Genomic DNA, 23361 nt, shown 5'->3' on the forward strand with positions numbered 1-23361 from the left:
CTCCAGCGGCAGCGTGTTCGAGTGAGGCCATGGCCAGTCCCGTCGCCAGAGAAAATGCCCGCCGCGCCGCGGTGAAGACCGCGCTCGAGCGCCACAAGGTCTATGTCACCGCGCAGCGCTTCTCCGGCGGCACCTACAGCGCCCGCGTGCTGGTCGATGGCGAAGCCTACTGGGTCGACGAATTCCGGCTGAGCCAGCTGAAGCAGGGGCTGACGCCGGCCGAGCTGGACCTTTTGCCGGCGATTGACGATTGATCTCGGTTCCTTGCTCCGCCGTCATATAGGAAAATCCGAAATGCTGGCGGGACAGCGCCCCCCTCTGTCCTGCCGGACATCTCCCCCTCTAGGGGGGAGATCAGACGTCGCCCCCGCTTTCGCCAATCGCCGACGTAGCAAGGGTAGCGCCGGCGTGCGAACTGCCAATCTCCCCCCCAGAGGGGGAGATGTCCGGCAGGACAGAGAGGGGGGCGAAGGAACTCGGCGTTCGCTGTATTCCATAGCGTTCTTCAGCGCCTGACCATGCCCGCCAACCTCAAATCCTATCGCGCCAAGCGCGAATTCTCCCGCACTCCCGAGCCTGCCGGCGGCACCACCGCCGAGGGCTCCAACCGCTTCGTCGTCCACAAGCACCACGCAACCGCCGATCATTACGACCTGCGTCTCGAAGTCGGCGGCGTCCTGAAAAGCTGGGCCGTCCCGCGCGGGCCGTCGCTCAATCCGGCCGACAAGCGCCTCGCTGTCGAGACCGAGGATCATCCGATCGAATATATCGACTTCGAGGGCGTCATTCCCGTGGGCGAATATGGCGGCGGGCCGATGATCGTCTGGGACACCGGCACCTGGGCGCCGATGGAGGATGTCGAAAAAGGCCTGCGCACCGGCGCCTTCAAGTTCCGGCTGGCCGGGCAGAAGCTCAATGGCGGCTGGATGCTGACTCGTCTGAAGCCCAAGCCCGGCGAGGACGAGAACAAGAAGAACTGGCTGCTGTTCAAGGAGCGCGACCTCGCTTCCGACACCAAGCTCGACATCTTGCAGGCACGGCCGGAAAGCGTGAAATCGGGCCGCCGCATCGAGGAACTGGCGGCGCCACCGAAGAGACGCGAGCGCTTGCCGCCGAAGCCTGGCTCGCTGAAGCCCGGCGCGCTGCCTGGCGCTGTGAAAGGCGACCCGCCGACCCGCATCGAGCCGCAGCTTGCCACGCAGGCGCTGAAACCGCCGGGCGGCACAGGCCTTGCGGATGATACGGGCGAGCTCTGGCTGCACGAAATCAAATTCGACGGCTACCGCACCATGGCGCATGTCGTGGGTGGAACGGTCAGATTGATGACCCGCGCGGGCATTGACTGGACCAAACGCTATGGCGATCTCCCGCAGGCCTTTTCACGGCTGCCGGTCAGCCAGGCGATTATCGACGGCGAGATCGTGGTGCTCGACGACAAGGGCATTTCGCGCTTCGCGTTGCTGCAGGACGCGCTGGCCGAGGGCGCCGGCTCGAAGCTGCATTTCTATGCCTTCGACCTGCTCCAACTCGACGGTTGGGACCTGCGCAAGGCGCCGCTCAAGAAGCGCAAAGCCCTGCTTGCCGAGCTGCTCGCCGGCCAGGCCGCCAACGCCGCCATCCAGTACAGCGACCATGTCGAGGGCGACGGTCAGGGGCTTTACGACCAAGCCTCGGACCTTGGGCTGGAAGGCGTCGTCTCGAAGCGCGCCGACGCCATCTACATGAGCGGTCGCACCAAGAGCTGGACCAAGGTGAAGGCGCAAAAGACGGACGACTTCGTCATCGCCGGTTACACCGTCTCCGACCGGGCCGAGGGGTTGGCGGCGCTGGGCATGGCCGAGTTCGTCGATGGCGAACTACACTATCGCGGCAAGGTCGGCACCGGCTTCGACAGCGACATGGCGCGGGATCTGCTCGCCCGGCTGGAGCGGCTGACCGCCGGCGCCAGTCCGCCCGAAGGCGTCCCGCGCGAGATCATGCGTGAGATGCACTGGGTGAAGCCGCTGTTGTCGGCCCGTGTCCGCTATTCGAACCGCACCGCCGACGACGCGATCCGCCATGGCGTCTTTCGCGGGTTGCGTGATGTCGGCGGGCTGACCACGTCGGTCCCGGTCAAGCGCAAGCGGCTGATCGCCGAGTCCGATCTTGCCACCATCTGGGTCACGAACCCGGAGCGGCGGCTGTTCGGCAAGACCGGGCCTACAAAACTCGACATCGCCGTCTATTACGCGCTGGTCGGCGATTTCATGCTGCCGCATATCCTTGGACGTCCAGTGTCGCTGGTGCGCTGCCCAACCGGCAAGCCGCAGGACTGTTTCTTCCAGCGCCACGCCTTCACCGGCATGCCGCCTTCGGTGGCGGTGTTCGAGAGCACCAATTCGGAGGGCGAGACAAAAACCTATCTCTCGGTCGAGGATGCCAAGGGCTATCTGGCGCTGGCGCAATTCGGCGTCGTCGAGTTCCACACCTGGGGCACGCACCGGTCAAAACTCGACAAGCCCGACCAGATCGTCTTCGATCTCGACCCGGGCGAGGGGATTTCCTGGCGCGAGGTGGTCGAGGCCGCCGTCCACATCAAGGGCGGGCTGGAAAGCCTCGGCCTTGTGCCCTTCGCCAAGACTTCCGGCGGCAAGGGCATCCACATCACCGTGCCGGTGACGCGCAAGCAGAACTGGAAGAAGCTGCACCAGGTGAGCAGCGCCATCTCCACTTTGCTCGCCGCGAGCGCGCCCGACACCTTCACCACGACGATGGGCAAGGAAAACCGCAAGAAGCGTATCTTCATCGACTTCCATCGCAACGCTCGCGGCCACACCTCCGCCGCTCCTTACTCGCTGCGCGCCCGCACCAACCTGCCGGCCTCCACGCCGGTGAGCTGGACCGACCTGGAGACGATCGATGCGCCGGAGGACCTGAACTACGCCTCGCTGCCGGGATTGCTGGAGACGTCGGGCGATCCCTGGGCGGAGATCGATGAGGCGGCCAGGGATTTGCCGGTGGTGGAGAAGGGGTGGTAGCGTGCGGATGAGGGCCGGAGCCCCTCGACTTCGTCATTCCAGGGCGGAGCAAGGAGCGAAGCGACGCGCGCAGACCCTGGAATCCATGCCGTGACCTGGAAGCGATGCGGCGGTGCAAACTATCCGGTGTCGCGAAGCCTTCGTTCTCCACCGTGGTGCCTATCATGGATGTAACGGAATGGATTCTAGGGTCTACGCTCCGCTTCGCGTCGCTCCGCCCTAGAATGACGAAGCACGACGGCCTCGGCTAGTCGCCAAGCTCTTGCCTTCCATCTCCATCGACGCTTCCTACAATTTGAACTATCCTCCCGCCGATCCAACCCCAAGAACACTTCGCTAGGAATTCGGCTGTAAGGTTAGGGGTCGGTGTAGGATTTCCGCAGCCTCAATCGTCCTCCGGACGAAGCGCTGCAAAGAGCATGGATAAGACCATGCTCCAACATAGTGTCAGTGCACATGGCCGCGTAGGAGTTCATCATGGCGCCCAGGGCAAGTTGGAAAGGTTACCTCAAGCTCAGCCTCGTCAGCTGTCCGGTCCGGCTTTATCCGGCCACCAGCGCGAGCGAGCGCATCTCGTTCAACCAATTGCACAAGAAGACCCACAATCGCATCAACATGAAGCCGGTCGATCCCGAGCTCGGCCTAGTCGAGCGCTCGGACCTGGTTCGCGGCTACGAATATGAGGACAAGCAGTACATCATCATCGATGACGCCGACCTTGACGCGGTGAGGATCGAATCCAATCACACGATGAACATCGAGGCCTTCGTCGACGAGGGCGAGGTCGACGTCATCTACCAGGATGCGCCCTATTACCTGGCGCCGGATGGCGCCATGGCGGAGGAGACCTTTGCGGTGCTGCGGGAAGCGATGCGCAAGTCCGGCAAGCTCGCCATTGCCCGGCTGGTGCTCTCCAGCCGCGAGCGCGTGGTGACGATCGGGGCGCGCGAGAACGGCATGTTCGTCTGCACCTTGAGGAACCCCAACGAAGTGCGCGGCACGGCTGAATATTTCGGCAATATCCCGGACGCCAAGCCGGATCCCGAAATGCTCCAGCTCGCCGAAGCGCTGATCAAGCAGAAGCAGACCCATTTCGATCCGAAGAATTACGAGGATCGCTATGAAGTGGCGCTGATGGCGATGATCCGCGAGAAGCTGAAGGGCCACAAGCCGATCATCGCGGCCGCGCCCGAGCGCGGCAATGTCATCAACCTGATGGACGCGCTTAAGGCGAGCCTGTCGCAGCAGGCCAAGCCTCCGGCGAAGTCGAAGAGCAAGGCCGAGGAAGCGCCGGCCAAACCCGCCAAGAAGGCGGCTGCTGGTGGCGGCGCGCCTGAGAACCCGCTGAAGGCGAACCTGCTGAAGGCCGTCGGCAAGAGCAAGAAGTGACGGGAAATGCAGGGCCTGTGATCGTTCCCGGCGCCGTCTTCGGCGTCGTCGGGGCGCTGGCCGCCTTTCCGCTGCGACTTGCCGCGCGCGAGGTCGAGCGCCGCCACGCCGAGCTGCGGCGCGGCGTCACCCGCCGCACCTCTCATGTCGTGTTCGGCCGCACGCTCCTCGCCAAGACGACAAGGACCGGCGATGCCGAGATCGAGCGCCGCGCGAAGTCCGAGCGCGAGGCCGGCCGCACGCTCTCCAGCGAGAACGGTTTCCTGCGCCTGCTTGGGCTGATGAAGGCGCCCGACGCCTCGTCGCTGTCCAGGCAATCGCTGATCGACCAGTCGCGGCTCGCGGGCGACGACCTCGACATGCTGTCGCTGTTCGACGCCTTCGAGCATGACGCCGAACCCTATTCCTTCCGCGACCTGATCCTGGCAAGGAAATATGCCGGGCTGATCGCCAGCGGCGCGTCGTGGGGTGCGATCGCGCGCTCCGTGCACCGCTCCGGTCCGGTCGCCTCGCTCACCGCCAAGTCGCTCAACCTTGGCTCGCAGCATGGCCGCCCGGACGCGATCTATCTCGACGAGGGCAGGAGCGAGCTCGACGGGCAGCTTTTGTTCGACCTCGGCTCGCCGGAAGACGACACGCTGGAAGGACTCTTCGCCGAGGCTGAAGCCGCGGAAGAGGAGGGGCGCCACGACGATGCCGCCGCCCTCTATCAGCGCTGCCTGGCGATCGATCCCAAGGATGCGATTGCCGCCTTCAACCGCGCCAATTGCCTGCGCGGCGCCGGCCGGGCTGCCGAAGCCGCGCATGACTATGCCCGGGCGATCAAGCTCGATCCGGGCTTCGTCGAAGCCTGGTTCAACCTTGCCGGGCTGATGAGTGACGAGGGCAAGGTCGCGTCGGCGCGTCGGCATCTGCAGAAGGCGATGGCGCTGGACAAGGATTACGCAGATCCGGTGTTCAACCTGGCGCGGCTGGAATTCGATGCGGGTAATCTCAGTGAGGCTAGGCGGCTGTGGTCGCGCTATCTGGAGCTCGATGCGGATTCCGAATGGGCGCGGACTGCGCAGAAAGGCATACAGTTCGTGGATTTACACATGGCGGGAGAGAGAGATGTTCGCGCTTGAGCACCCCCCTCTGGCCTGCCGGCCATCTCCCCCGCAAGGGGGGAGATCAATTGTCGCGTCGGCTTTCGCTAATCGCCAGCGTAGGAGATTAGGCGCGGCGCCGAAGCTGCCAATCTCCCCCCTTGCGGGGGAGATGGCCGGCAGGCCAGAGGGGGGTGCGAAGGAACTCGGCCTTTCCGTGGGGGCCGTCTCATGACCACCTTCCTCTTCGACGGCTTTGACACCGCCCCCGTCACCATCCTGCTCGCCCATGGCGCCGGCGCGTCAATGGATTCGCCTTCCATGACCGCCACGGCCAAGGCGCTCGCGGCGGCAGGCTTCCAGGTCGCGCGTTTCGAATTCCACTACATGGCGGCGCGCCGCTACGGCCACCGCAAGCCGCCGCCGCGCGCCGAGACGGTGAACCCGGAATACATCAAGGCGATCGCCGACCTTCGCGCCAAGGGCGTGACCGGCAAGCTCATCATCGGCGGCAAGTCGATGGGCGGTCGCGTCGCTTCCATGGTCGCCGATGAGATGTTTGCCAAGGGCGAGACCGACGGTCTGGTCTGTCTGGGTTATCCCTTCCATCCGCCGGGCAAGCCCGAGCAATTGCGCACGAAGCATCTGATCGACCTGAAGACGCCGACGCTGATCTTCCAGGGTACCCGCGACGAGTTCGGCACCAGGGACGAGGTCGCGACCTACGGTCTCTCCCCGGCAATAGAGGTGATCTGGCTGGAAGACGGCGACCACGATCTGAAACCGCGCAAGGCGATCTCGGGCTTTTCGACGGCGGATCATCTGAAGACCGTGGCGGAGACGATAAAGGCCAAGCTGGCCCAGCCATCGGCTTCGTCATTCTAGGGCGGAGCAAGGAGCGAAGCGACGCGCGCAGACCCTGGAATCCATGCCGTTACATACGAGCGCTGCAGCGTTTCAGAATTCTGCATTGCCGAACCCCACGGCATGCGTCACGGCATGGATCCTCGGGTCAAGCCCGAGGATGACGAAGCGAGAGACCGCTTCGGCAAATGAAACTCGCCACCTTCAACATCAACAACATCAACAGCCGGCTGGAAAACCTGCTGGCTTGGCTCGCCACGGCCAACCCCGACGTCGTCTGCCTGCAGGAACTCAAATCCCGCGACACGCAGTTCCCGCTGACCAGGCTGGCGAATGCCGGTTACGGCGCGGTGTGGAAGGGCGAGCCGACCTGGAACGGCGTTGCTATCCTGGCAAAGGGCGCCGAGCCTGTCCTGACGCGCGACGCGCTACCCGGCGACGATGCCGACCGCCAGGCCCGCTACATCGAGGCTGCGGTCGACGGCGTCGTCATCGCCTGCCTCTACGCGCCGAACGGCAATCCGCAGCCGGGGCCGAAATTCGACTACAAGCTCGCCTGGCACGAGCGCTTCGCAGCGCATGCGGAGCAACTGCTCGACACCGGCCTGCCGGTGGTGCTGGCCGGCGACTTCAACATCGTGCCCGAGCCGCGCGACATCTACGCCACGCGCTCTTACGACGACAACGCGCTTGTGCAGCCGCAAAGCCGCGCCGCCTTCGCGACGTTGATCGAGCAGGGTTGGACGGACGCGCTGCGCAAGGTTTTTCCCAACGAAGAAAAACTCTACACCTTCTGGGACTATCGCCGGAACCGCTGGCCGCGCGACGCGGGCCTCAGGCTCGACCACATATTGCTGTCGAAGAAGCTGGCCCGAAAACTGAAAGCGGCAGGCATCGACCGCGAATTGCGGGGCGGGGACAATCCCAGCGATCATGCGCCGGTATGGGTGGAGTTGGGGTGAGGTTTTCGCGAAGAACGTCCAGGCCGGCGTTCCTTCGCGCCCCCTCTGTCCTGCTGGCATCGCAATTCATCACAATGACTTGCGGCATCAATGTCCAACGCTAATCTGCTGAAAACTTGGAGGGGTTCATGCTCGTGGTCTTGAACATCGGTCTGCAGCCATCGCCCGCCCATCATGGCTGATACCGTCCTCGTCGCCCTGATCTCGGCCCTCGTCCTTGCCGGCGCCGCAGCCCTCATCGCGATCGCGCTGCGCCGGCGACGCAAGCGCCGCAGGGCGCGCGGCAATCCCGATCCGACGGTCGACTATGCGCCGCGCGCCCATTGGGCGCCGACGTCCGGCAAGCTCAACTTCTCGTCCTTCGTCTACATGGACGTCGACGGCGACGGCACCTATGGCCAAGCCGACCGGCCGATGGCGGGCATCGCGGTGCGGCTCTATGACGAGCGCGGCACTTTCGTTGCCTCGGCGCGCAGCAACGCCGCCGGTTTCGCCAATTTCGCGATGTCGTCGAAGCGCCGCAGCGCGGCGATCCACAGGCCCGGCAACTATCGCTTTTCGGTATCGGTGCCGCCCGGCTGGCGCGCCAGCAGCGCCAACCACGACCAGGCGGTGCGCATCTCGGATGCGCCAGGCTCGATGGTCGGCCTCGTCGGCGAGGGCTTGCCGAAGCCGGTCGGCCTCGCGCCGGGGCGGACGGTGAACGGCAGGACGCCGGCCGCAACGGGCGCCACGCTGTCGGTCATGGGCAAGGGTCAATTGCTTGAAAGCCACGCGCTGCCCGCGGACGCGGCCTTCCGCTTCCCGTTGCGCGTCGATGCCGATGAAGTCGTCATTGCCGGTTCGGGGCTGGACCGAAGGCTGAAGCTGTCGGCCTATCCGGTCGATCTGGGCCTGCTGGCGCAGGGCTCGCTCGCGCCCGACGAGGCGCTCAATGCGATCGGCTTCGACGACATAACCCCGCGCGGCCTGTGCAAGGTGCCGTCGGGCCACGCCGGGCTCGACTGGCGCAATCTCAACGCCATGTCGCGCGACCACACCCCGAACAGCGAAGGCTACGTCAACGGCAATGTGTCGGGCGCCTACATCGCCTATACCAGCAGCGGCCATCCGGCCGAGTTCGGCCGCGCCGCGCCCTTCGGCTTCCATTCGGTGATGCTGGCCGCGGCCTGGCTGGCCTCGGAAGGCGAGGTGGCGCTGGTCGAAAGCTGGCTCAGGGAAGAGCTGATCGCCAGCGACGAGGTCACGCTGTCGGCGCTGGCGCCGGTCCACTACGCGCCGATGCTGGAGGCGGTGACACGCGTGCGTATCTCCACCAACCATCACTGGCAGGCCGTGCTGGATGATCTCATGCTCGCGCTTTGATGCCGCCCGGTGGACCATGGCCGCCACCTGACACGGCGGGCCTGCCGGCAGGAACAATTTCAGGAACAGCGTGTAGCGATTGGGCTCTGCGACTTCGCCGTAGGCTTCGGTCCGGAATCGCGCGACGGGATCAAGGGGTGGAAGCGCCTTGGGCCACCGCGGTCACGGCGGAGAGCCGGTCCTTCTTGATCAACGTCGGCTTCTCGTAGGCCTTCTTCATGCGGCGCCGTTGGCAAGCGATAGGCTCGCTACGACCATCGAGAGCTTGCCCTTGCGGACGAAAACCGGCTTCTCGTAAGTCTTCTTCATGTGATTGCTCCCCTCGAAATCCGAACTGATAATCTCATACCAGCAGTTCCTGTCAAGCAAACGGCCAGGCGGGCCGCTCTGTTCCTGGGGATGGCGTTCTACTGACATGACCGCCGCCCAATAGTGGATGTCCGCGCAAGCCGGTACCGGGCGCGGAGGATATCGTCTGGCGAAGCTGTGTGAGGTCTTGCACTTAGCCTTGGCCGCAAGCTCGGCTAAGATGCCGGGGCCGGCTTGCTGCCACGCTGCAAGGGAGCGGGGCGGCGAGGCGGGGGGAGACCGATGAAGAGATCGACCGAGAGGCTGCTGGCGCTGGCGATGCTGGTCATTGGCATTGCCTGCTTCGCCAAGCTCTATCCGGCGCTGGGCGGCAAGCCGTCGGCGCCGGCGCGCCTGGAAATCTTCGGCGCGGCCGGCGTGCTGTCGGTCCTTGCCGGGTTGCTTTTCCTCACCGGCCTGTTGCCGGGCGCCGCCAGGCACGATCCGGCCGCCCCTTTGTTCGGCCGCGACGCCGAGATCGCGCCGGCCGGCCATCCGCGGCTGCGCGGCATCGCGCTCGCTTTGCCGCTTTTGGCCTTGCTCGTCATCGTCGCCGACCAGTTCGGCTCGTGGCGGACCCAGGAGCCTGCTAGCGAGCCGACGAAGGAAATCGCCACCGCGCCGGCGCTTCGGCCTGCCGAGCCGGAGGCGAGTACAAGACCAACCACGCCGGAAGTGAGCACAAAGCCAATCGTGCCCGAGGCGAGCGCCGAGCCGGTCGTACCCACACAGGAAGAGGTCGCGACGCCTGCGCTGCCCGAGCCGGTTGCGGCTCCCGTCCAGCCTGCGCCGGCCGCCGCCGCGCCCGCGGCGCCGCAGCCTGCCCAACCGGCACAGCCCGTCCTGTCGACCGAGCAGACGGCGCTCGCGCCCGCAACGCCGCCGCAGACGGTGGCGCCGCCTCCACCGGCGCCTCCGGCCCAGCCGACCGCGCCCGAAGGCCACCGCGATGCCGTCGTCTGGCTGGCGGTGTCGGCCGACGGCCACGAGATCATGAGCGCAAGCACCGACCGCATGATCAAGCTGTGGGACATCGACGGCAAGCGGCTGATCCGCGATCTGGGTGAGCACAAGGACATGGCGCGCAGCGCGCTCTTCATGCCTGACGGCAAGACCGCGCTCACCGCCGGCGACGATGGCGAGATCGTGCTGCGCCAGTTGTCCGACGGCGCCGTGCTGCATGTCTTCGCTTCAGGGGCGAATGGCGGCGTCAGGCAACTGAAGATCAGCCCGGACGGCAAGCGCGCCGTCAGCGGTCACGACACCGGGTCCGTGGTTGTGTGGGACCTGGAGAAGGGTGCCGTGCTGCATGTGCTGCCGGGCCACGATTGGTCGGTGAGCTCCGTCGCCATCTCGCCCGACGGCACCAGGGCGCTCACGGGCAGCATCGACGGCGAGCTGAAGCTGTGGGACATCGTCGCGGGAAAACAGCTGCGCAGCTGGCACGGCCACGACCGCGGCGCCTATGGCGCGGCCTTCCTGGCCGACGGCCACCATGCGGTGACCGGCAGCGGCGATTACACGATCAAGCTCTGGGACCTCGACAGCTTCAGGGAAGTGCGCCGCTTCGACGGCCATTCCGGCACGGTCTACGCGCTCGCCTTGTCGGCCGACGGCAAGCGGCTCGGCTCCGTCTCGCTCGACGGTACGGCGCGGATCTGGAACATGGATACGGGCGACGAGATCGCCGAATTCGATCCCGGCACCGGGCCGATGTACTCCGTCGCCTTCGCCGCCGACGGCACGCTTTTGACCGGCGGCATCGACCGCACCATCCGCGACTGGCCGGCGGCGGGAGGGGACGGCAAGGTGCTGTTTGCGGGGGCACCAGAGTGAGGATGTTGCGATAGTTTGCTGACAGGATAGGTCGGCGGGACAGCACCCCCCTCTGGCCTGCCGGCCATCTCCCCCGCAAGGGGGGAGATCAGCAGCTTCCGCGCGCTGCCATTGTGCTGCAAGGCCGACAATTGGCGAAAGCGATCGCGACATCGATCTCCCCCCTTGCGGGGGAGATGCCCGGCAGGGCAGAGGGGGGTGTGAAGGAACGCAGCCTTCGCGATTGCGCCGTTTCGGACGCGTGGTCACTGACAAGGAGGCGCCAGCCGATGAACATAGTCGAAGCCTCGATCGCTGATCTGCGCCGCGCGCTGGAGGAGGGCACCGTCACCAGCGTCGAACTGGTCGGCGCGTATCTGCGGCGCATCGCGCATTACGACCGCCATGGCATCGCGCTCAACGCTGTGCCCATCCTCAACCCGAACATGTTCGCGGAGGCCGAAGCCTCCGACCGGCGCCGCAGCCAAAACAAAACGCTCGGACCGCTCGACGGCATCCCATACACCGCCAAGGACAGCTACAAAGCCAAGGGGCTGACGGTGGCGGCCGGCTCTCCGGCCTTCGAGCATCTGGTGGCCACGCAAGACGCCTTCACCATCGCCCGCCTGCGCGTGGCGGGCGCGGTGCTGATTGGCCTCACCAACATGCCGCCGATGGCCAATGGCGGCATGCAGCGCGGCGTCTATGGCCGCGCCGAGAGCCCCTACAACGAGGATTTCCTCACCGCCGCCTTCGCTTCGGGCTCGTCCAACGGTTCGGGCACCGCGACCGCCGCGTCCTTTGCCGCCTTCGGGCTCGGCGAGGAAACCTGGTCGTCCGGCCGCGCGCCGGCTTCCAACAATGCCTTGGTCGCCTACACGCCCTCGCGCGGCGTGATCTCGGTGCGCGGCAACTGGCCGCTGGTGCCGACCATGGATGTGGTGGTGCCGCATACACGCACCGTTCCCGACATGTTGGAACTGCTCGACGTCATCGTCGCCGACGATGCCGAGACGCGCGGCGATTTCTGGCGCGTTCAGCCTTGGGTGGAGATCCCGAAAGCTTCAGCGCTGAGGCCCGTGAGCTACACCGGTCTCGCGCTGCAAGGTGCGCTGAAGGGCAAGCGGCTTGGCGTGCCGAAAATGTATATCGGTAAAGATGAAGGCGCCGAACGCCCCATCGAGACCCGCGCTTCGGTGCTGGAGCTCTGGCGGCAGGCGGCGCGCGATCTCGATGCGCTCGGCGCCGAAGTGATCGAGGTCGATTTCCCCGTCGTCTCCAACTACGAGCGCGATCGTGCGGGCGCGCTGTCGATGGTCGATCGCGGTTTGGTGCCGTCGGAATTCGCCGAGCGCGAGATCTGGGACCTGTCCATCTGGTCCTGGGACGATTTCCTGCGCGCCAATGCCGATCCGGCAATCCCCGATCTTGCTTCGGTCGACGGCGCAAAGATCTTCCCGCAGCCGCCGGGCACGTTGCGCGATCGTTACGGCGAGGCCGATTTCGATCTGGCGCAATATGTCGAGCGGGCGAAGCGGGGCGTGGCGCCGCTCTCGGACATTCCCAGCATTGAGGCAGGCCTGAAAGGCCTGGAGGCAACGCGCCGCGCCGACTTCGAGGACTGGCTTGACGCCAACAAGCTCGAGGCCGTGGTGCTGCCGGCGGTCGCTGATGTCGGCCCGGCCGATGCCGATGTTGACGAGGCCTCGGCCAGGCTCGCCTGGTGCAACGGCACCTGGGTCGCCAACGGCAATCTGGTCTGGCGCCATCTCGGCATCCCGACCGTGACGGTGCCGATGGGAACGATGGCCGATATCGGCATGCCGGTCGGCCTCACCTTCGCCGGCAAGGCCTATGACGACGTGGCGTTGCTGGCGATCGCCGGCGACTATGAGCGCGCCACAAGGCGCCGCACCGTTCCGCCGCGCACGCCGGCGCTGGCCGATGATGTGTTCGAGGGCAGGGGCCTGGCGGGTCGTGTTGGCGATGCACCGCTCACGCTGGCGCTGGCCGCTCAGACGACGCGATCCGGCGACACCGACGAGATCGCGATCGTGTTGGACGTCGAGGCGAACGAGCCGGCCGCCGTGCAAATTCACGTCAATGGCGAGCCCGTCCTCATGCGGGCGGGCGGCAATCGCCACACCGGCCGGGTGGTCGTGCCGGCATCGACGCATCAGGGCTTCCACAGCGTCTGGCGCGGCGCCTATGGCTCGATCGTCACGGCCATTGCGCGCCTGCCTGACGGGCGCTGCAAGGGAACCTTTATAATCACCGGCGGCATCGGCTGACAGGCTACTGCCGATCTGGCAGAGCGACGCACTTCCGAGTGCACGGCAAGCTGATCGCCGCCACTCGCTCGATCCCGCAATGCGTCGCCGATCCGAGCAACGCCTGAGCGGCTGCTGCTGCTCCGTGCCGCCTGCTAAAGCATGTCTCCCGAAAGTGGGCCCGGTTTCGGGACAAAGACATGCTTAAAATCAAAAACTTAAAGCAGGTCGCGTGAATCCTTTTTCACGCGACCTGCTTTAGGTCGACCGCCAGCGCGATGAACCCGAACAGCGCCCCAACCGCGCACACCGCGTTCCAGCCGCCCCAGGCCCAGGCAATGCCGGCCAGCAGCGAGCCAATCGCGCCGCCGATGAAGAAGATGCCGACGAACAGCCCGTTGATGCGGCCGCGCGCCTTCGGCTGCAGCAGGTTGACCGCGCGGCGGCCCAGCGTCTGGTCGCCGGTGACGCCGATATCGAGCAGCACGGCGCTCGTGCCCATGAAGATGAGGGACAGCCATGCGCCGCCGGCCCCGGCCGCGTCGTCCCCCGCGCCGGCCCAGGCGGCGAGGCCGAGCGCCGCGATCAGCGCGAGATGGCAGAGGATCGTGGCCGGGCGCGTAAAACCGCGGTCGCCGGCGCGGCCGAAGATCGGCGTCACCGCCGCACCCCCGGCGCCGACCAGTGCGAACAGGGCAATACCTTTCTGGCCGAGATCGAAGGGCGGGGCCGAGAGGCGCAGCGCCACCGCCGTCCAGAACACGCTGAAGGCCGCCATCACTAGGCTCGCCGTGAAGGCGCGCCTGCGCAGCACCGGCTCCCGGCCCAAAAGTCCGACAAGCGAGGCAATCAGCCTCGCATAGTTCGCATGCGCCGGCGGCCGCCGCCTCGGCAGCGTCAGGCCGAGCAGGACGGCAAGCAACGCCAGTGCCGCGGCGCTGATACCGTAGAAGGCGCGCCAGCCGAAAGCGTCGGCGACGAGGCTGGCGATCGGACGCGAGAGTAGGATACCGATCATCAGTCCGCTCATCACGTCGCCGATGACGCGCCCTTCCTGTCCCGGCGGCGCCATCGAGGCGGCCACCGGCACCAGCACCTGGATGCAGGAACAGGCGGCGCCGAGCACGAACAGCACGGCAAGCAGCGAGGCGGCGGACGGCGCGAATGAAGCGACCGCCGCGGCGAGCGCGGCCGCGCACAGCATGCGCAGCACCAGCGTGCGGTTCTCGACCAGGTCCGACAGCGGCACCAGGAAGAACAGCCCGGCGGCATAGCCGAGAAGCGTGGCCATCGAGACGAGGCCGCTCTCCGATGCCGCGGCGCCGAGCGATGGGCCGATCAGCCCGACCAGCGTCTGCGGAGCGAACAAATTGGTGACGATGATGCCGACCGAGGCCGCGAACAACAGCGTCTGGGACCGGGTGATGGTGCCGCCGATTTCGCTTGGCCGTTCCGCCAGTTGCGCGTTGTGTGTGCCGTGCATCAAAACCTCCTCGCTGTCCGCATATTCAAGCAGGACTTTATTCGGAACGATCATAATGCTACAATTGAAATGTTCCGATAATGATTATGCGAGTTGCGCATGAACATCCATGACCTCGAAGCCTTCGTCGCCGTCGTCGAAACAGGCTCCATCGTCGGTGCTTCGGCTAGGCTCAACCTCACCCAGCCCGGCGTGACGCGCCGGGTGCAGAACCTCGAGGAGCAACTGGCGACGCCTTTGCTCGACCGTCAGTCGAAGCCGCTCAAACCAACGGCATCGGGCCGCGAGGCCTATGAGCATGGCCGCCGCGTGCTGCGCTCGCTGGAGGATCTGAAGGCTGGAGTGTCGCCGGCCGGCGAGGTGAGGGGCGAGTTCCGCCTCGGCATCATGCCTTATCTGTCGACCAGCGCGCTGTCCGAGCCGCTCGACAGCTTGCGTGCAGCCTTCCCGCAACTGACGCTGAAGATCACCTCCAGCCTGTCGCCGCGCCTAGTGGAGCAGGTGCTGCGCAGCGAGATCGACGCGGTCGCGGTCTGCCTTGCCGAGGGTGTCGCGCCGCCGCCGGAACTCGTCGGCGACGATCTCGGCGTGCAGGCGGTGCTTCTTGTCGCTTCGCCCGGCCTTGGCGTGCCGAAGCCGGCTGAGCTCAACGATCTTGCTCGCTACCCCTGGGTGCTCAACGAAACCGGCTGCGGCTTCCGCGCCTTCATCCGCCATCGCTTCGAGGTGGCCCGGCTGCCGTTCCATATCGGTGTCGAGGCACAGGGCGCCGATCTGAGAATGTCGCTGGTGGCGCGCGGCCACGGCATCGGAGTCGTCACGCCCGGCGCGCTGTCGGGCAGCCAATGGCGCGACGCGGTCGAGGTGGTCGATTGCCCCGGCTTCAAGCCGCGGGTGCGCTGCTGGCTGCTGCACCGCCCGCCGGCCGGAAGGTTGGCGCGCCCGATCGCGGTCTTCCGCGATGCGCTGGCCGAGGCGCTGAAGGGGCCGATGCCGCTGATGTCGTAGGGCTTCTCCTTCTCCTGCAAGAGCAGAAGAGGGCGGTCGTGCTGCCTTGACCCATCCCCCGCCCACGCTATCTTCGCGCCATGCCAGATACAGTCCCCTCCGCCGCGGCGCCGCTCATCGTCATCGACCTGCAGACCGGCATGTTCGACGGCCGTTTCGATCCGCCGATCCATGACGCCGACACAATAGCCGAACGCACTCGCAGGCTGATCGACTGGGCGCGGCATTCGGGCCGCAAGGTGGCGTTCGTGCGCCATGACGGGCCGGAGGGCGACCCGCTGGCGCCGGGCGCCTCCGGCTGGCCGGTCTGGCCGCTGCTTGGCCAGGCGGCCGACGAGCCGACCTTCGGCAAGAGCGTCGGCAACGCCTTCTCCAATCCCGAGCTCGCCCGATGGGTAACAGGGCAGGGCGCGAAGGACGTCGTGCTCATCGGCGCCCAGACCGATTTCTGCGTCGCCGCCACTGTCAAGGGCGCCTTTGCCGAGGGCTTGGGGGTCACTGTGGTCTCCGACGCGCATTCGACTCTGGACAGCGACAAGGAGAAGGCACCCGACATCATCGCCCGCCACAATGAGGTCTTCGAGGGGCAGGGCGCGCGGATGACGACGACGGCGGAGCTGACAAGCAAGGGTTGAAGGGCCGCATTCCTTCGCGCGCTGTCCCGCAGACATGTCAGTGAAGTCTCGATCCGGAGAACGCCAACCCAAGGAGCCCCATCTTGCCAACGCTTTCCCTGCCCGCCGAAGGAGGCTGCCGCTGCGGCCGCGTGCGTCTGAAGATTTCGGCGAAACCCTTGCTCACCATGGCCTGCCATTGCACCGGCTGCCAGTCGATGTCGTCCAGCGCCTATTCGCTGAGCGCGGCAATCCCGTCGGAAGGTTTCGAGGTGACCAAGGGCGAGCCGGTGATCGGCGGCCTGCATGGCGCGTCGAAACACTATTTCTGCGGCCACTGCATGACCTGGATGTTCACCCGGCCCGAAGGGATCGACTGGTTCGTCAACCTGCGCCCGACCATGCTCGACGATCATGCCTGGTTCACGCCCTTCATCGAGACCTGGACGGCCGAGAAATTGCCCTGGGCGGCGACGGCGGCCGTGCACAGCTACGCGGCGCTGCCTTCCTTCGAGGAATATGAGCCGCTGGTCGCCGAATACGCCGGGGCGCAGGGGTAAAAAAACGGCGACCTGGGCAAGGTCGCCGTTGGCATTTCCGTTCATGGTCGACGCGGCCGTTGGGGGCGCATTGTTGGGGATGTGCTTGGGCGTCCGCGCCGACCAAGGCGGCCTCATACCGCAGACTTCACCATGGCACATTTGCCGCCTGCTGAAACTTCCGCGAAAACGGTATATGGCGGTGGTTGCACTTGCCTTCCTGCACACGGAGGAGAAGGCAAGGGCGAAACACTTTCTATCCCTTGCCGCATTGACCTCGTCCGCCCGACCGGCGACGACTGACGCTTTCCTTTTCAATGGATTGCATCGTGAACGAGACTCATTTTCTCAACGCCAGGCTTGCCGACAGCACGGTCGCTGACCTCGCCGTCGCCGGGGGCCGCTTCAGCGCCATCACTCCGGCCGCCAATGCGGCGACCCCGCCGGTCGGCGCGATCGACCTCGCCGGTCAGCTCGTGCTGCCGGCTTTCGTCGAGGGCCATATCCATCTCGACACCTCGTTCTATGGCGATGCCTGGCGCCCGCACATTCCCTGCACCAATGGGTTTGACGTGCGCGAGCGGGTCGCCTTCCAGATGCGCAACCTCAAGCGGGCCGCGCCGATGGAAGAGCGGGCGAAAAACCAGCTCGAGCTCTGCGTCGGCAATGGCAGCCTCGCCATGCGCAGCCATGTCATGGTCGATGCCGCGGTTGGGCTGAAGCATGTCGAGACGATCCTCGGCGTGCGGGAGAAATACCGCGACCTGATCGACATCCAGCTCGTCGCCTTCCCGCAGAGCGGCATCCTGTCCTCGCCAGGCACCGCGGAGCTGCTTGACGAAGCGCTCAAGCTCGGCTGCGATCTGATCGGCGGGCTCGACCCGGCTAGCTTCGACCGCGATGTAAAGGGCCATCTCGATGTCGTCTTCGGCCTGGCCGAAAAGCATGGCGCCGGCGTCGACATCCACCTGCATGACCGCGGCACGCTCGGCCTGTTCGAGATCGAGGAGATCGTCGCCCGGACCACGGCATCGGGCATGCAGGGAAAAGTCGTCGTCAGCCACGCCTACGGGCTGGGCGACGTCTCGGCCGATGCGTTGGCCGGCGCCGGCGAGCGGATCGCCGCCGCCGGCGTCGCCATCATGACCAATGCGCCCGGCGATCATCCTTTCCCGCCGGTGGCGGCGCTGCGCAAGGCGGGCGTCACGGTCTTTGCCGGTTCCGACAACATCCGCGATTCCTGGTGGCCTTATGGCGATGGCGACATGCTCAACCGCGCCAACATGATCGGCTACCGCTCCGGCTTCTACGAGGATTGGGAACTGGAAGCCGCTTATGACGTGGTGAGCCGTGCCGGCGCGAAGGCACTGGGGCTCGAAGACTACGGGATCGCCGTTGGCGCCAAGGCGGATTTCGTCGCGCTGAAGGCCGAGCATGTCCCGGAAGCAGTGGTGGCGGTGCCGAAGGATCGCGCTGTGTATCGGGCGGGCAGGGAAGTGGCGCGGGACGGTCGAATGATCAGGTAAGCGACGGTCGGCGCGGAGAAAACAGCCGCCGACAGGCCTTCGCATGGATCGTTTCGCCGGCGCCGGCGTTCCTTCAGCTGAAACAGAGATCGGGAGGTTTCCATGGCTGAGCAGAGCAGGGAAGACCGTATCCGCCAACGCGCCTATGAGCTTTGGGAAAAAGAGGGAAAGCCCGAGGGTGCAGATCTGCGTTTTTGGGAACAGGCGATGGCCGAGATTGACGAAGAGGATCAGGGAAAGGATATGTCGGGCAAACGTGCCCGCCGGGCCGGTGCATAGTCGCCGGAGCGCCATGAATGCGTGGCCCTGAAAAGGGTCGGCAAAAGCCGGTTCGCTAGCCCGCCCATGATGGTCGTGAGGCAATGGACGTTCGCGATGCCATCCGTCGAGCGCTGGTCTGGTCCAGCGGATGGTTCAACTACGCCACCTCGCTGTGGCTGCTCTACCAACTCGTCATCATCTTCACGCTGTTCCTCGCGGCCAGGTTCGCCGGGCGGCGCGTCGAGTTGCTGCTTGAGGACCGGGCACGCCAGATCAAGGGTCACCCCGGACTGCTAAGGCTCGTGATCGCGCTGCTACGACGCACCGACTGGATCCTCTTCACGCTCTTCCTGCTTGCCGCGCTCAACCTCATGCGCGTTTTCGTGTGGCCAAGCCATCTCTACCTCCTCCATGTCGTGCTTTCGCTGTCGCTTGCCTGGCTTCTCGCGTCGGTGCTGTCGCGCATCGTTCGCAACCGCCTCGTCGCCCGCCTTCTCGGCTGGCTGATCTGGCTCTACGCCGCGCTTGTCATCCTGGGCGTCAGCGACGAGACCGCGACCTTGCTCGACAGCCTCGCAATTCCCATGGGCGCGATCCATCTTTCCGCCCTGCTGCTGCTCAAGGCGGTGCTGCTCCTGGTCGCCACGGTCTGGCTTGCGGTGGTCATCGGCAATTACGTCGATGAGCGCGTCCGCATCTCCGAGGAGCTGACACCCTCAATCCGCGTCCTCGTCGGCAAGGTGGCAAAGATCGGCCTGGTCCTGGTTGCCGGCGCCGTCGCCCTTTCCGCCGTCGGCGTCGACCTGACGGCGCTGACGGTTTTCTCCGGCGCGATCGGCGTCGGCCTTGCCTTCGGGCTGCAGAAGGTCGTTTCGAATTTCGTCTCCGGCATCATCATCCTGCTCGACAAGTCGATCAAGCCGGGAGACACCATCTCGCTCGAAGGCACGTTCGGCTGGATACGGGAATTGCGGGCGCGCTTCGTGTCGGTGGTCACGCGCGACGGCCGCGAATATCTCATCCCGAACGAAGACTTCATCACCCAACGGGTCATCAACTGGTCGTTCAGCGACAACCTCGTGCGGCTCGACGTGAACTTTGGCGTCTCCTACGACGCCGACCCGCACAAGGTCAGCGAACTGGCGATCGAGGCCGCGATCAGCGTCGGCCGGGTCGAAGCGGATCGACGGCCGGTTTGCTGGCTGACGGGCTTCGGCGACTCCTCGCTCAACTTCGTCCTGCGCTTCTGGATCCACGATCCGCAGCAGGGCCTGACCAATGTGCGCGGCAAGGTGCTGCTGGCGCTGTGGGACACGTTCAAGAAGAACGGCATCGGCATCCCCTATCCGCACCGCGAGGTCATCGTAAGGGAAGCCGAGCCGACCGGGCTGAAAGGCAGTTGGGCGGCGCGTTGAAAGCGCGGCTCCCTTCAGGGGACGTGACTCAACGCATCAGGCGATAGGCCCAAGCGTCTGACATTGCAGGCCATGCAGGCTCGCGTCCTGCGCGCGGGCTGCATGTCCGATCCCATAAATTAGTTTGCATGCATATGTTTCAAGCCGCTCCGGCTTCGTGAAGCATTTCACCGTTCGCGCGCAATCGACTGGTTACAGACGCATCGCAAAAGCGGCACCGGGAAGAGGCGGCACCGGTTTTCCGCCGCTGATCTATGGGGGTTTCCATGTTCAAAAGTCTCAACCGAATCCGCGCGGCCTTCGCGCAGGCCAGCAAGCGCCGTCGCACGACGCGCGAGCTCAACGAACTGCCGCCGGAAGTCCAAAAGGACATTGGCTGGCCGGGCGGGGCCGAGCCCGACGAAATCCGCCTGCCTTTTTAAGAGCAATTGCAGGAAAAGTGTCAGCGGTCGGGCTCGGCGACTTCGCCGTAGCCTTCCGGAATTGCGTAAAAACAAGGAGATAGTGCGGTTCGCCGTTCCGTGAACGAACCAGGTGGTGATGTCCTATTGGGCGCAGTTCGGCGTCGCAGGCGCGCCGTCGAACCTGTCCTCGGTCCACGCTATCAACCCGGCCTCGAGCGGCGAGCCGTCGGCCACCAGCGAAAGATGGCCGCGGCCATCGAATTGCCGATAGTCGATCTTCTGTCCCGCTGAGCATCGCTGGGCGACATAGGCCTGCTGGACGCGGGCGGGGACGAGATCGTCTTCGACGCCCTGCGCGATCAGGACCGGGACATCGATCGGGGCGCTGGGCATGTTCTCATCCAGTCTTGCGCCGAACGGGCCGGAGGCCGGATCCCGTTTGAAGATGCCGCCCGGCAGCAGCATCGTCTCGACGATCGAAAAAGGGTCGCCCGGCCGCCGACGCATCGCCCCGCCATGTCACGGGCGAGGATCATCGACGCGGGACCGAGATAATCGCTGAGCCGGACGTCGGGGTAGGCCTTGGCGTAGGCCTCGGCGAGATACGCAGACACGATCTTGCCGAACATTGTGCCCTGCACGGCTTCGAACAGGGCGCGCAGGTCGGTTGCCGGCGCAAACGCCGCGACTCCGGCAACGCTGATGTCGGGCGCATAACCCCCCGCGCGCATGCCGGCCCACAGCGCGCTATTGCCGCCCTGCGAGTGCCCCCAAACTGTGACCTTGCCGTCGGCGTGCAAACCAGGCAGCTGGCGCGCGGCGCGCGCTGAGTCGAGCACGGCCCGCGCAGCGTCCTCGCCGATCAGATAGGCATGGTCGCCGGAGGTGCCGAGGCCGACATAGTCTGTCGCGACATAGACCCAGCCCTGCCTGAGCAGGGCCTTGAGCGCCGGCACGTTGTCGAATGGATGTTTCAACACCGATGGCGCGCAGCCGGGGTCCATGCCGGTCGTGCCATGCGCCCACGCGACCACGGGTCTGCTTGCCGCACCCGAACCCGTCGAGGCCACAACAACTCCGCTTGCAACGGCCGGCGTATCGTCGTCGCGCGTGGTCGCATAAAGCACGCGCCAGGCCTGCGCTCCCGCCGGCACGTCACGCGTGAAGGGCTCGCTCGCCATCAGGGTTCCCGGTGGCGGAATGGGGTCGCGGCGGTTGGCGTAGAAAGCATCGGGCGCCGCCGGCCTGGCCAGGTACCAGAGTCCTGCGACGAGGACGCAGGCCGCCGCAACAAACACCGCGGCCGACCGCGCAAGCGACGCCAGCAGCCCACGTTTTTTCTTCGGTTGCAAGCTCTGTGCCATTGCTGGGGACTTCGCCTCGCTGGACCGACTGTGACATGGCGCAGCCTGCTTTCTACCAGCGAAGGAAGGTGACAGCCACACGGGCACGGCCGGTCCGTCGACATGTCCGATGGCGAAGGCTGGGCGCTGCAGACGGCCCGGCCTTCGCCGATGGGTTGCGTCAGCCTATTTCCGCGACGACTGTCCCCGACACTGGATCCGTCACGCCGAGATCGCCGCCGAGGTCCTCGAGCATGTCGCGGAAGGTGTCGAGGACGCCGATCATCATCGGGCGCGCCGCGGCGAGGCTGTCCATGTCTTTCCATTCGCCGACCATGCAGAATGTGCGCTCGCCGGTTTTGATAAGGGCACCTTTGCGAAAGCCCTTGGCGTTCAGCGAGACCTTCTCGTGCGCATCGACGAAGGCCTTTTCCTTGCCTGGCTTGGTGCGAAAGCGGACTACGTTGTAGGCGGTCATGGGGTCCTCCGATCGGTTTGAGGTCAGCCGGCCGGCTTGTAGGCGCCGGCGGCCTTGTTGGCGGCCGCGATCACGGCCTTCATGTCGAGTTCTTCCAGGACGACGAGGTCGCTCACCGAACCGCTTGCCCGCACCGCAAGCGTCATGCCCATCCCGGCAATCTGGTCCGGTACCTCGCCATTGACGATGACGTCGTAGATGCCGCGCGTGAACATCAGGCTACTCATCTTGCCGCCCACGCTTTCAAAGAGCGCCTTGATTGCGGCCTCCCGATTCGATCCTTGCATCAGCCCTTTGGCGGCATGGGGTTCGTATGTCGCCAGTATGGTAACCTTCATGGGATCCTCCTCCAGATATCACGACCGCCCGGCCGCTTGCGCAGCGCGGACTTGCCGGTTTTTCTGTGACATTTGACCTGGTCCGTGGACCGCCGGGAGAACATGGCCACGGCGGTCCAGCCGGAGCATGGCTTCGGCCTCCAATAATATGCGCTTTTTCTAATGTAACGACAATCCCGCCATGCGTCGTGCCGGGGCCTGTCGGCCGTCGAGAGCAGCTGGCGCTACCCCAGCCACCACCACAGCGCGCCGACCACCAGCGCGGCGGCCACGACGCAGCGCCAGCATGAGGTAGGAGCCGATGATCATCTCGCGGATGATCTTCTTGATGCTGGCGCGGTCGTTGAGGTTGGGGAAGGGCTCGTTGGGCAGCGCAACGCCGAGGTTGCATCCGCTCGCGCTTTCGCGCAACGGGTTTCTATTCGCAATCGCTAAAATGTTTGAATCGACTGGCTGGCAGGGGTGGCGGTCCGCTCCCGGTCCGCCACCCACGGTTGGAAACCATTTCAGGCGTGGCCGGCCAGCGCGTTCAGCTTGGCGCAGAATTCGGCATGCGGCTTGCTCATCGCCGCGTCCTGGCATTCCTTCATCATCGACGCCTGGTGCTTCTTCGACATCTTGGCCCAGACCTTCTTCATGTCGGCATCCGACTTCATGGTCTTCATCGTCTTGTCAGTGAAGAAGGGAGCCATCATCTTTGGCTCGTCAAGGATGCCGGCGAATGCCGTGCCGGCGATGACCGACGCCGCCAGCAGGCTTAGAAATGCCGCCTTCGTTTTCATGGCCTTGTTCTCCCATCGTTGTAGCCCCACAGCAGGGCGCCTTCATCAGTAGCAC

Annotated in this window: 24 protein-coding genes; 16 read left to right on the forward strand and 8 right to left on the reverse strand. The window is 65.6% G+C overall.

All coding sequences use genetic code 11. The features are described 5' to 3' along the window. Positions 1-29: 29 nt before the first annotated feature. The 7 genes from WDX12_RS23505 to WDX12_RS23535 all read left to right on the forward strand — a co-directional run bounded on the left by WDX12_RS23505 (position 30) and on the right by WDX12_RS23535 (position 8682). The gene (locus WDX12_RS23505; RefSeq protein WP_434722197.1) at positions 30-254 is read left to right on the forward strand and encodes a hypothetical protein; all 225 of its coding nucleotides are present in this window, start codon (positions 30-32) and stop codon (positions 252-254) included. A 264-nt stretch (positions 255-518) separates the two neighbouring features. Further along, positions 519-3017 (forward strand): DNA ligase D, encoded by a 2499-nt coding sequence (ligD, locus tag WDX12_RS23510; protein ID WP_434722198.1) that lies wholly within the window; start codon positions 519-521, stop codon positions 3015-3017. Between the two features lie 477 nt (positions 3018-3494). Then, a complete protein-coding gene (locus WDX12_RS23515) occupies positions 3495-4406 on the forward strand; it encodes a Ku protein (protein WP_434722199.1) in 912 nt (303 codons plus the stop codon). Positions 4407-4423: 17 nt separating this feature from the next. Further along, the gene (locus WDX12_RS23520) at positions 4424-5530 is read left to right on the forward strand and encodes a tetratricopeptide repeat protein (RefSeq protein ID WP_434725697.1); all 1107 of its coding nucleotides are present in this window, start codon (positions 4424-4426) and stop codon (positions 5528-5530) included. A gap of 192 nt (positions 5531-5722) precedes the next feature. Further along, positions 5723-6376 carry an alpha/beta hydrolase family protein gene (locus WDX12_RS23525; protein WP_434722200.1) on the forward strand — a complete coding sequence of 218 codons (654 nt, stop codon included), beginning with the start codon at positions 5723-5725 and terminating at the stop codon, positions 6374-6376. Positions 6377-6543: 167 nt separating this feature from the next. Continuing rightward, positions 6544-7317: an exodeoxyribonuclease III gene (xth, locus tag WDX12_RS23530; protein ID WP_434722201.1), complete on the forward strand. Its 774-nt coding sequence runs from the start codon at positions 6544-6546 to the stop codon at positions 7315-7317. 174 nt (positions 7318-7491) lie between these two features. Further along, entirely contained in the window at positions 7492-8682 is a 1191-nt protein-coding gene (locus WDX12_RS23535) for an SdrD B-like domain-containing protein (protein ID WP_434722202.1), read from the forward strand. Positions 8683-8898: 216 nt separating this feature from the next. Here the strand turns inward: WDX12_RS23535 and WDX12_RS23540 are convergent, their stop codons facing one another. After that, positions 8899-8991 (reverse strand): putative RiPP precursor, encoded by a 93-nt coding sequence (locus tag WDX12_RS23540; RefSeq protein WP_434722203.1) that lies wholly within the window; start codon positions 8989-8991, stop codon positions 8899-8901. A 282-nt stretch (positions 8992-9273) separates the two neighbouring features. Here WDX12_RS23540 and WDX12_RS23545 point away from each other — a divergent pair, with 282 nt between their 5' ends. Both WDX12_RS23545 and WDX12_RS23550 read left to right on the forward strand, forming a co-directional pair. Further along, positions 9274-10866: a WD40 repeat domain-containing protein gene (locus WDX12_RS23545; protein ID WP_434722204.1), complete on the forward strand. Its 1593-nt coding sequence runs from the start codon at positions 9274-9276 to the stop codon at positions 10864-10866. A gap of 269 nt (positions 10867-11135) precedes the next feature. Further along, positions 11136-13136 carry an amidase gene (locus tag WDX12_RS23550; protein WP_434722205.1) on the forward strand — a complete coding sequence of 667 codons (2001 nt, stop codon included), beginning with the start codon at positions 11136-11138 and terminating at the stop codon, positions 13134-13136. Between the two features lie 223 nt (positions 13137-13359). Here WDX12_RS23550 and WDX12_RS23555 read toward each other — a convergent pair whose 3' ends face one another. After that, positions 13360-14598, reverse strand: coding sequence for an MFS transporter (locus WDX12_RS23555; protein ID WP_434722206.1), 1239 nt, complete (start codon positions 14596-14598; stop codon positions 13360-13362). A 99-nt stretch (positions 14599-14697) separates the two neighbouring features. Here WDX12_RS23555 and WDX12_RS23560 point away from each other — a divergent pair, with 99 nt between their 5' ends. From WDX12_RS23560 to WDX12_RS23590, 7 genes are all read left to right on the forward strand, one after another. Further along, complete coding sequence (locus tag WDX12_RS23560; RefSeq protein ID WP_320298433.1) at positions 14698-15606, forward strand: LysR family transcriptional regulator; 909 nt, start codon at positions 14698-14700, stop codon at positions 15604-15606. 80 nt (positions 15607-15686) lie between these two features. Next, positions 15687-16241 (forward strand): isochorismatase family protein, encoded by a 555-nt coding sequence (locus WDX12_RS23565; protein WP_434722207.1) that lies wholly within the window; start codon positions 15687-15689, stop codon positions 16239-16241. 83 nt (positions 16242-16324) lie between these two features. After that, positions 16325-16780 carry a GFA family protein gene (locus WDX12_RS23570; RefSeq protein ID WP_434722208.1) on the forward strand — a complete coding sequence of 152 codons (456 nt, stop codon included), beginning with the start codon at positions 16325-16327 and terminating at the stop codon, positions 16778-16780. A 296-nt stretch (positions 16781-17076) separates the two neighbouring features. Next, positions 17077-18285: an amidohydrolase family protein gene (locus tag WDX12_RS23575; RefSeq protein WP_434722209.1), complete on the forward strand. Its 1209-nt coding sequence runs from the start codon at positions 17077-17079 to the stop codon at positions 18283-18285. Positions 18286-18387: 102 nt separating this feature from the next. Then, positions 18388-18564 (forward strand): DUF2934 domain-containing protein, encoded by a 177-nt coding sequence (locus tag WDX12_RS23580; RefSeq protein ID WP_320298430.1) that lies wholly within the window; start codon positions 18388-18390, stop codon positions 18562-18564. An 83-nt stretch (positions 18565-18647) separates the two neighbouring features. Beyond that, on the forward strand, positions 18648-19961 hold the full coding sequence (locus WDX12_RS23585; RefSeq protein ID WP_434722210.1) for a mechanosensitive ion channel family protein: 1314 nt from the start codon (positions 18648-18650) through the stop codon (positions 19959-19961). A gap of 266 nt (positions 19962-20227) precedes the next feature. Further along, positions 20228-20383 (forward strand): DUF1127 domain-containing protein, encoded by a 156-nt coding sequence (locus WDX12_RS23590; RefSeq protein ID WP_320298428.1) that lies wholly within the window; start codon positions 20228-20230, stop codon positions 20381-20383. Between the two features lie 123 nt (positions 20384-20506). Here WDX12_RS23590 and WDX12_RS23595 read toward each other — a convergent pair whose 3' ends face one another. From WDX12_RS23595 to WDX12_RS23620, 6 genes are all read right to left on the reverse strand, one after another. Then, a complete protein-coding gene (locus WDX12_RS23595; protein WP_434722211.1) occupies positions 20507-20758 on the reverse strand; it encodes a lipase family protein in 252 nt (83 codons plus the stop codon). Continuing rightward, positions 20725-21729: a lipase family protein gene (locus tag WDX12_RS23600; protein WP_434722212.1), complete on the reverse strand. Its 1005-nt coding sequence runs from the start codon at positions 21727-21729 to the stop codon at positions 20725-20727. The genes WDX12_RS23595 and WDX12_RS23600 overlap by 34 nt, the downstream gene beginning before the upstream one ends. Positions 21730-21889: 160 nt before the next feature. After that, entirely contained in the window at positions 21890-22186 is a 297-nt protein-coding gene (locus tag WDX12_RS23605; RefSeq protein WP_320298426.1) for a putative quinol monooxygenase, read from the reverse strand. Between the two features lie 23 nt (positions 22187-22209). Continuing rightward, positions 22210-22524 carry a GYD domain-containing protein gene (locus WDX12_RS23610; RefSeq protein WP_320298425.1) on the reverse strand — a complete coding sequence of 105 codons (315 nt, stop codon included), beginning with the start codon at positions 22522-22524 and terminating at the stop codon, positions 22210-22212. 159 nt (positions 22525-22683) lie between these two features. Beyond that, positions 22684-22935, reverse strand: coding sequence for a hypothetical protein (locus tag WDX12_RS23615; RefSeq protein ID WP_434722213.1), 252 nt, complete (start codon positions 22933-22935; stop codon positions 22684-22686). Positions 22936-23030: 95 nt separating this feature from the next. Further along, positions 23031-23306, reverse strand: a complete 276-nt coding sequence (locus WDX12_RS23620; RefSeq protein ID WP_320298423.1) for a hypothetical protein — start codon at positions 23304-23306, stop codon at positions 23031-23033. Positions 23307-23361: the final 55 nt, after the last annotated feature.

The sequence above is a fragment of the Mesorhizobium sp. RIZ17 genome (assembly GCF_051127865.1).
GTDB classification, from domain to species: domain Bacteria; phylum Pseudomonadota; class Alphaproteobacteria; order Rhizobiales; family Rhizobiaceae; genus Mesorhizobium; species Mesorhizobium humile.

What these genes read in the sequence shown, in the direction of transcription:
- WDX12_RS23505 (WP_434722197.1), top strand. Translation starts at nt 30, where the DNA reads ATGGCCAGTCCCGTCGCCAGAGAAAATGCCCGCCGCGCCGCGGTGAAG.
- ligD (WP_434722198.1), top strand. Translation starts at nt 519, where the DNA reads ATGCCCGCCAACCTCAAATCCTATCGCGCCAAGCGCGAATTCTCCCGC.
- WDX12_RS23515 (WP_434722199.1), top strand. Translation starts at nt 3,495, where the DNA reads ATGGCGCCCAGGGCAAGTTGGAAAGGTTACCTCAAGCTCAGCCTCGTC.
- WDX12_RS23525 (WP_434722200.1), top strand. Translation starts at nt 5,723, where the DNA reads ATGACCACCTTCCTCTTCGACGGCTTTGACACCGCCCCCGTCACCATC.
- xth (WP_434722201.1), top strand. Translation starts at nt 6,544, where the DNA reads ATGAAACTCGCCACCTTCAACATCAACAACATCAACAGCCGGCTGGAA.
- WDX12_RS23535 (WP_434722202.1), top strand. Translation starts at nt 7,492, where the DNA reads ATGGCTGATACCGTCCTCGTCGCCCTGATCTCGGCCCTCGTCCTTGCC.
- WDX12_RS23540 (WP_434722203.1), bottom strand. Translation starts at nt 8,991, where the DNA reads ATGAAGAAGACTTACGAGAAGCCGGTTTTCGTCCGCAAGGGCAAGCTC.
- WDX12_RS23545 (WP_434722204.1), top strand. Translation starts at nt 9,274, where the DNA reads ATGAAGAGATCGACCGAGAGGCTGCTGGCGCTGGCGATGCTGGTCATT.
- WDX12_RS23550 (WP_434722205.1), top strand. Translation starts at nt 11,136, where the DNA reads ATGAACATAGTCGAAGCCTCGATCGCTGATCTGCGCCGCGCGCTGGAG.
- WDX12_RS23555 (WP_434722206.1), bottom strand. Translation starts at nt 14,598, where the DNA reads ATGCACGGCACACACAACGCGCAACTGGCGGAACGGCCAAGCGAAATC.
- WDX12_RS23560 (WP_320298433.1), top strand. Translation starts at nt 14,698, where the DNA reads ATGAACATCCATGACCTCGAAGCCTTCGTCGCCGTCGTCGAAACAGGC.
- WDX12_RS23565 (WP_434722207.1), top strand. Translation starts at nt 15,687, where the DNA reads ATGCCAGATACAGTCCCCTCCGCCGCGGCGCCGCTCATCGTCATCGAC.
- WDX12_RS23575 (WP_434722209.1), top strand. Translation starts at nt 17,077, where the DNA reads ATGGATTGCATCGTGAACGAGACTCATTTTCTCAACGCCAGGCTTGCC.
- WDX12_RS23580 (WP_320298430.1), top strand. Translation starts at nt 18,388, where the DNA reads ATGGCTGAGCAGAGCAGGGAAGACCGTATCCGCCAACGCGCCTATGAG.
- WDX12_RS23585 (WP_434722210.1), top strand. Translation starts at nt 18,648, where the DNA reads ATGGACGTTCGCGATGCCATCCGTCGAGCGCTGGTCTGGTCCAGCGGA.
- WDX12_RS23590 (WP_320298428.1), top strand. Translation starts at nt 20,228, where the DNA reads ATGTTCAAAAGTCTCAACCGAATCCGCGCGGCCTTCGCGCAGGCCAGC.
- WDX12_RS23595 (WP_434722211.1), bottom strand. Translation starts at nt 20,758, where the DNA reads ATGCCCAGCGCCCCGATCGATGTCCCGGTCCTGATCGCGCAGGGCGTC.
- WDX12_RS23600 (WP_434722212.1), bottom strand. Translation starts at nt 21,729, where the DNA reads ATGGCACAGAGCTTGCAACCGAAGAAAAAACGTGGGCTGCTGGCGTCG.
- WDX12_RS23605 (WP_320298426.1), bottom strand. Translation starts at nt 22,186, where the DNA reads ATGACCGCCTACAACGTAGTCCGCTTTCGCACCAAGCCAGGCAAGGAA.
- WDX12_RS23610 (WP_320298425.1), bottom strand. Translation starts at nt 22,524, where the DNA reads ATGAAGGTTACCATACTGGCGACATACGAACCCCATGCCGCCAAAGGG.
- WDX12_RS23620 (WP_320298423.1), bottom strand. Translation starts at nt 23,306, where the DNA reads ATGAAAACGAAGGCGGCATTTCTAAGCCTGCTGGCGGCGTCGGTCATC.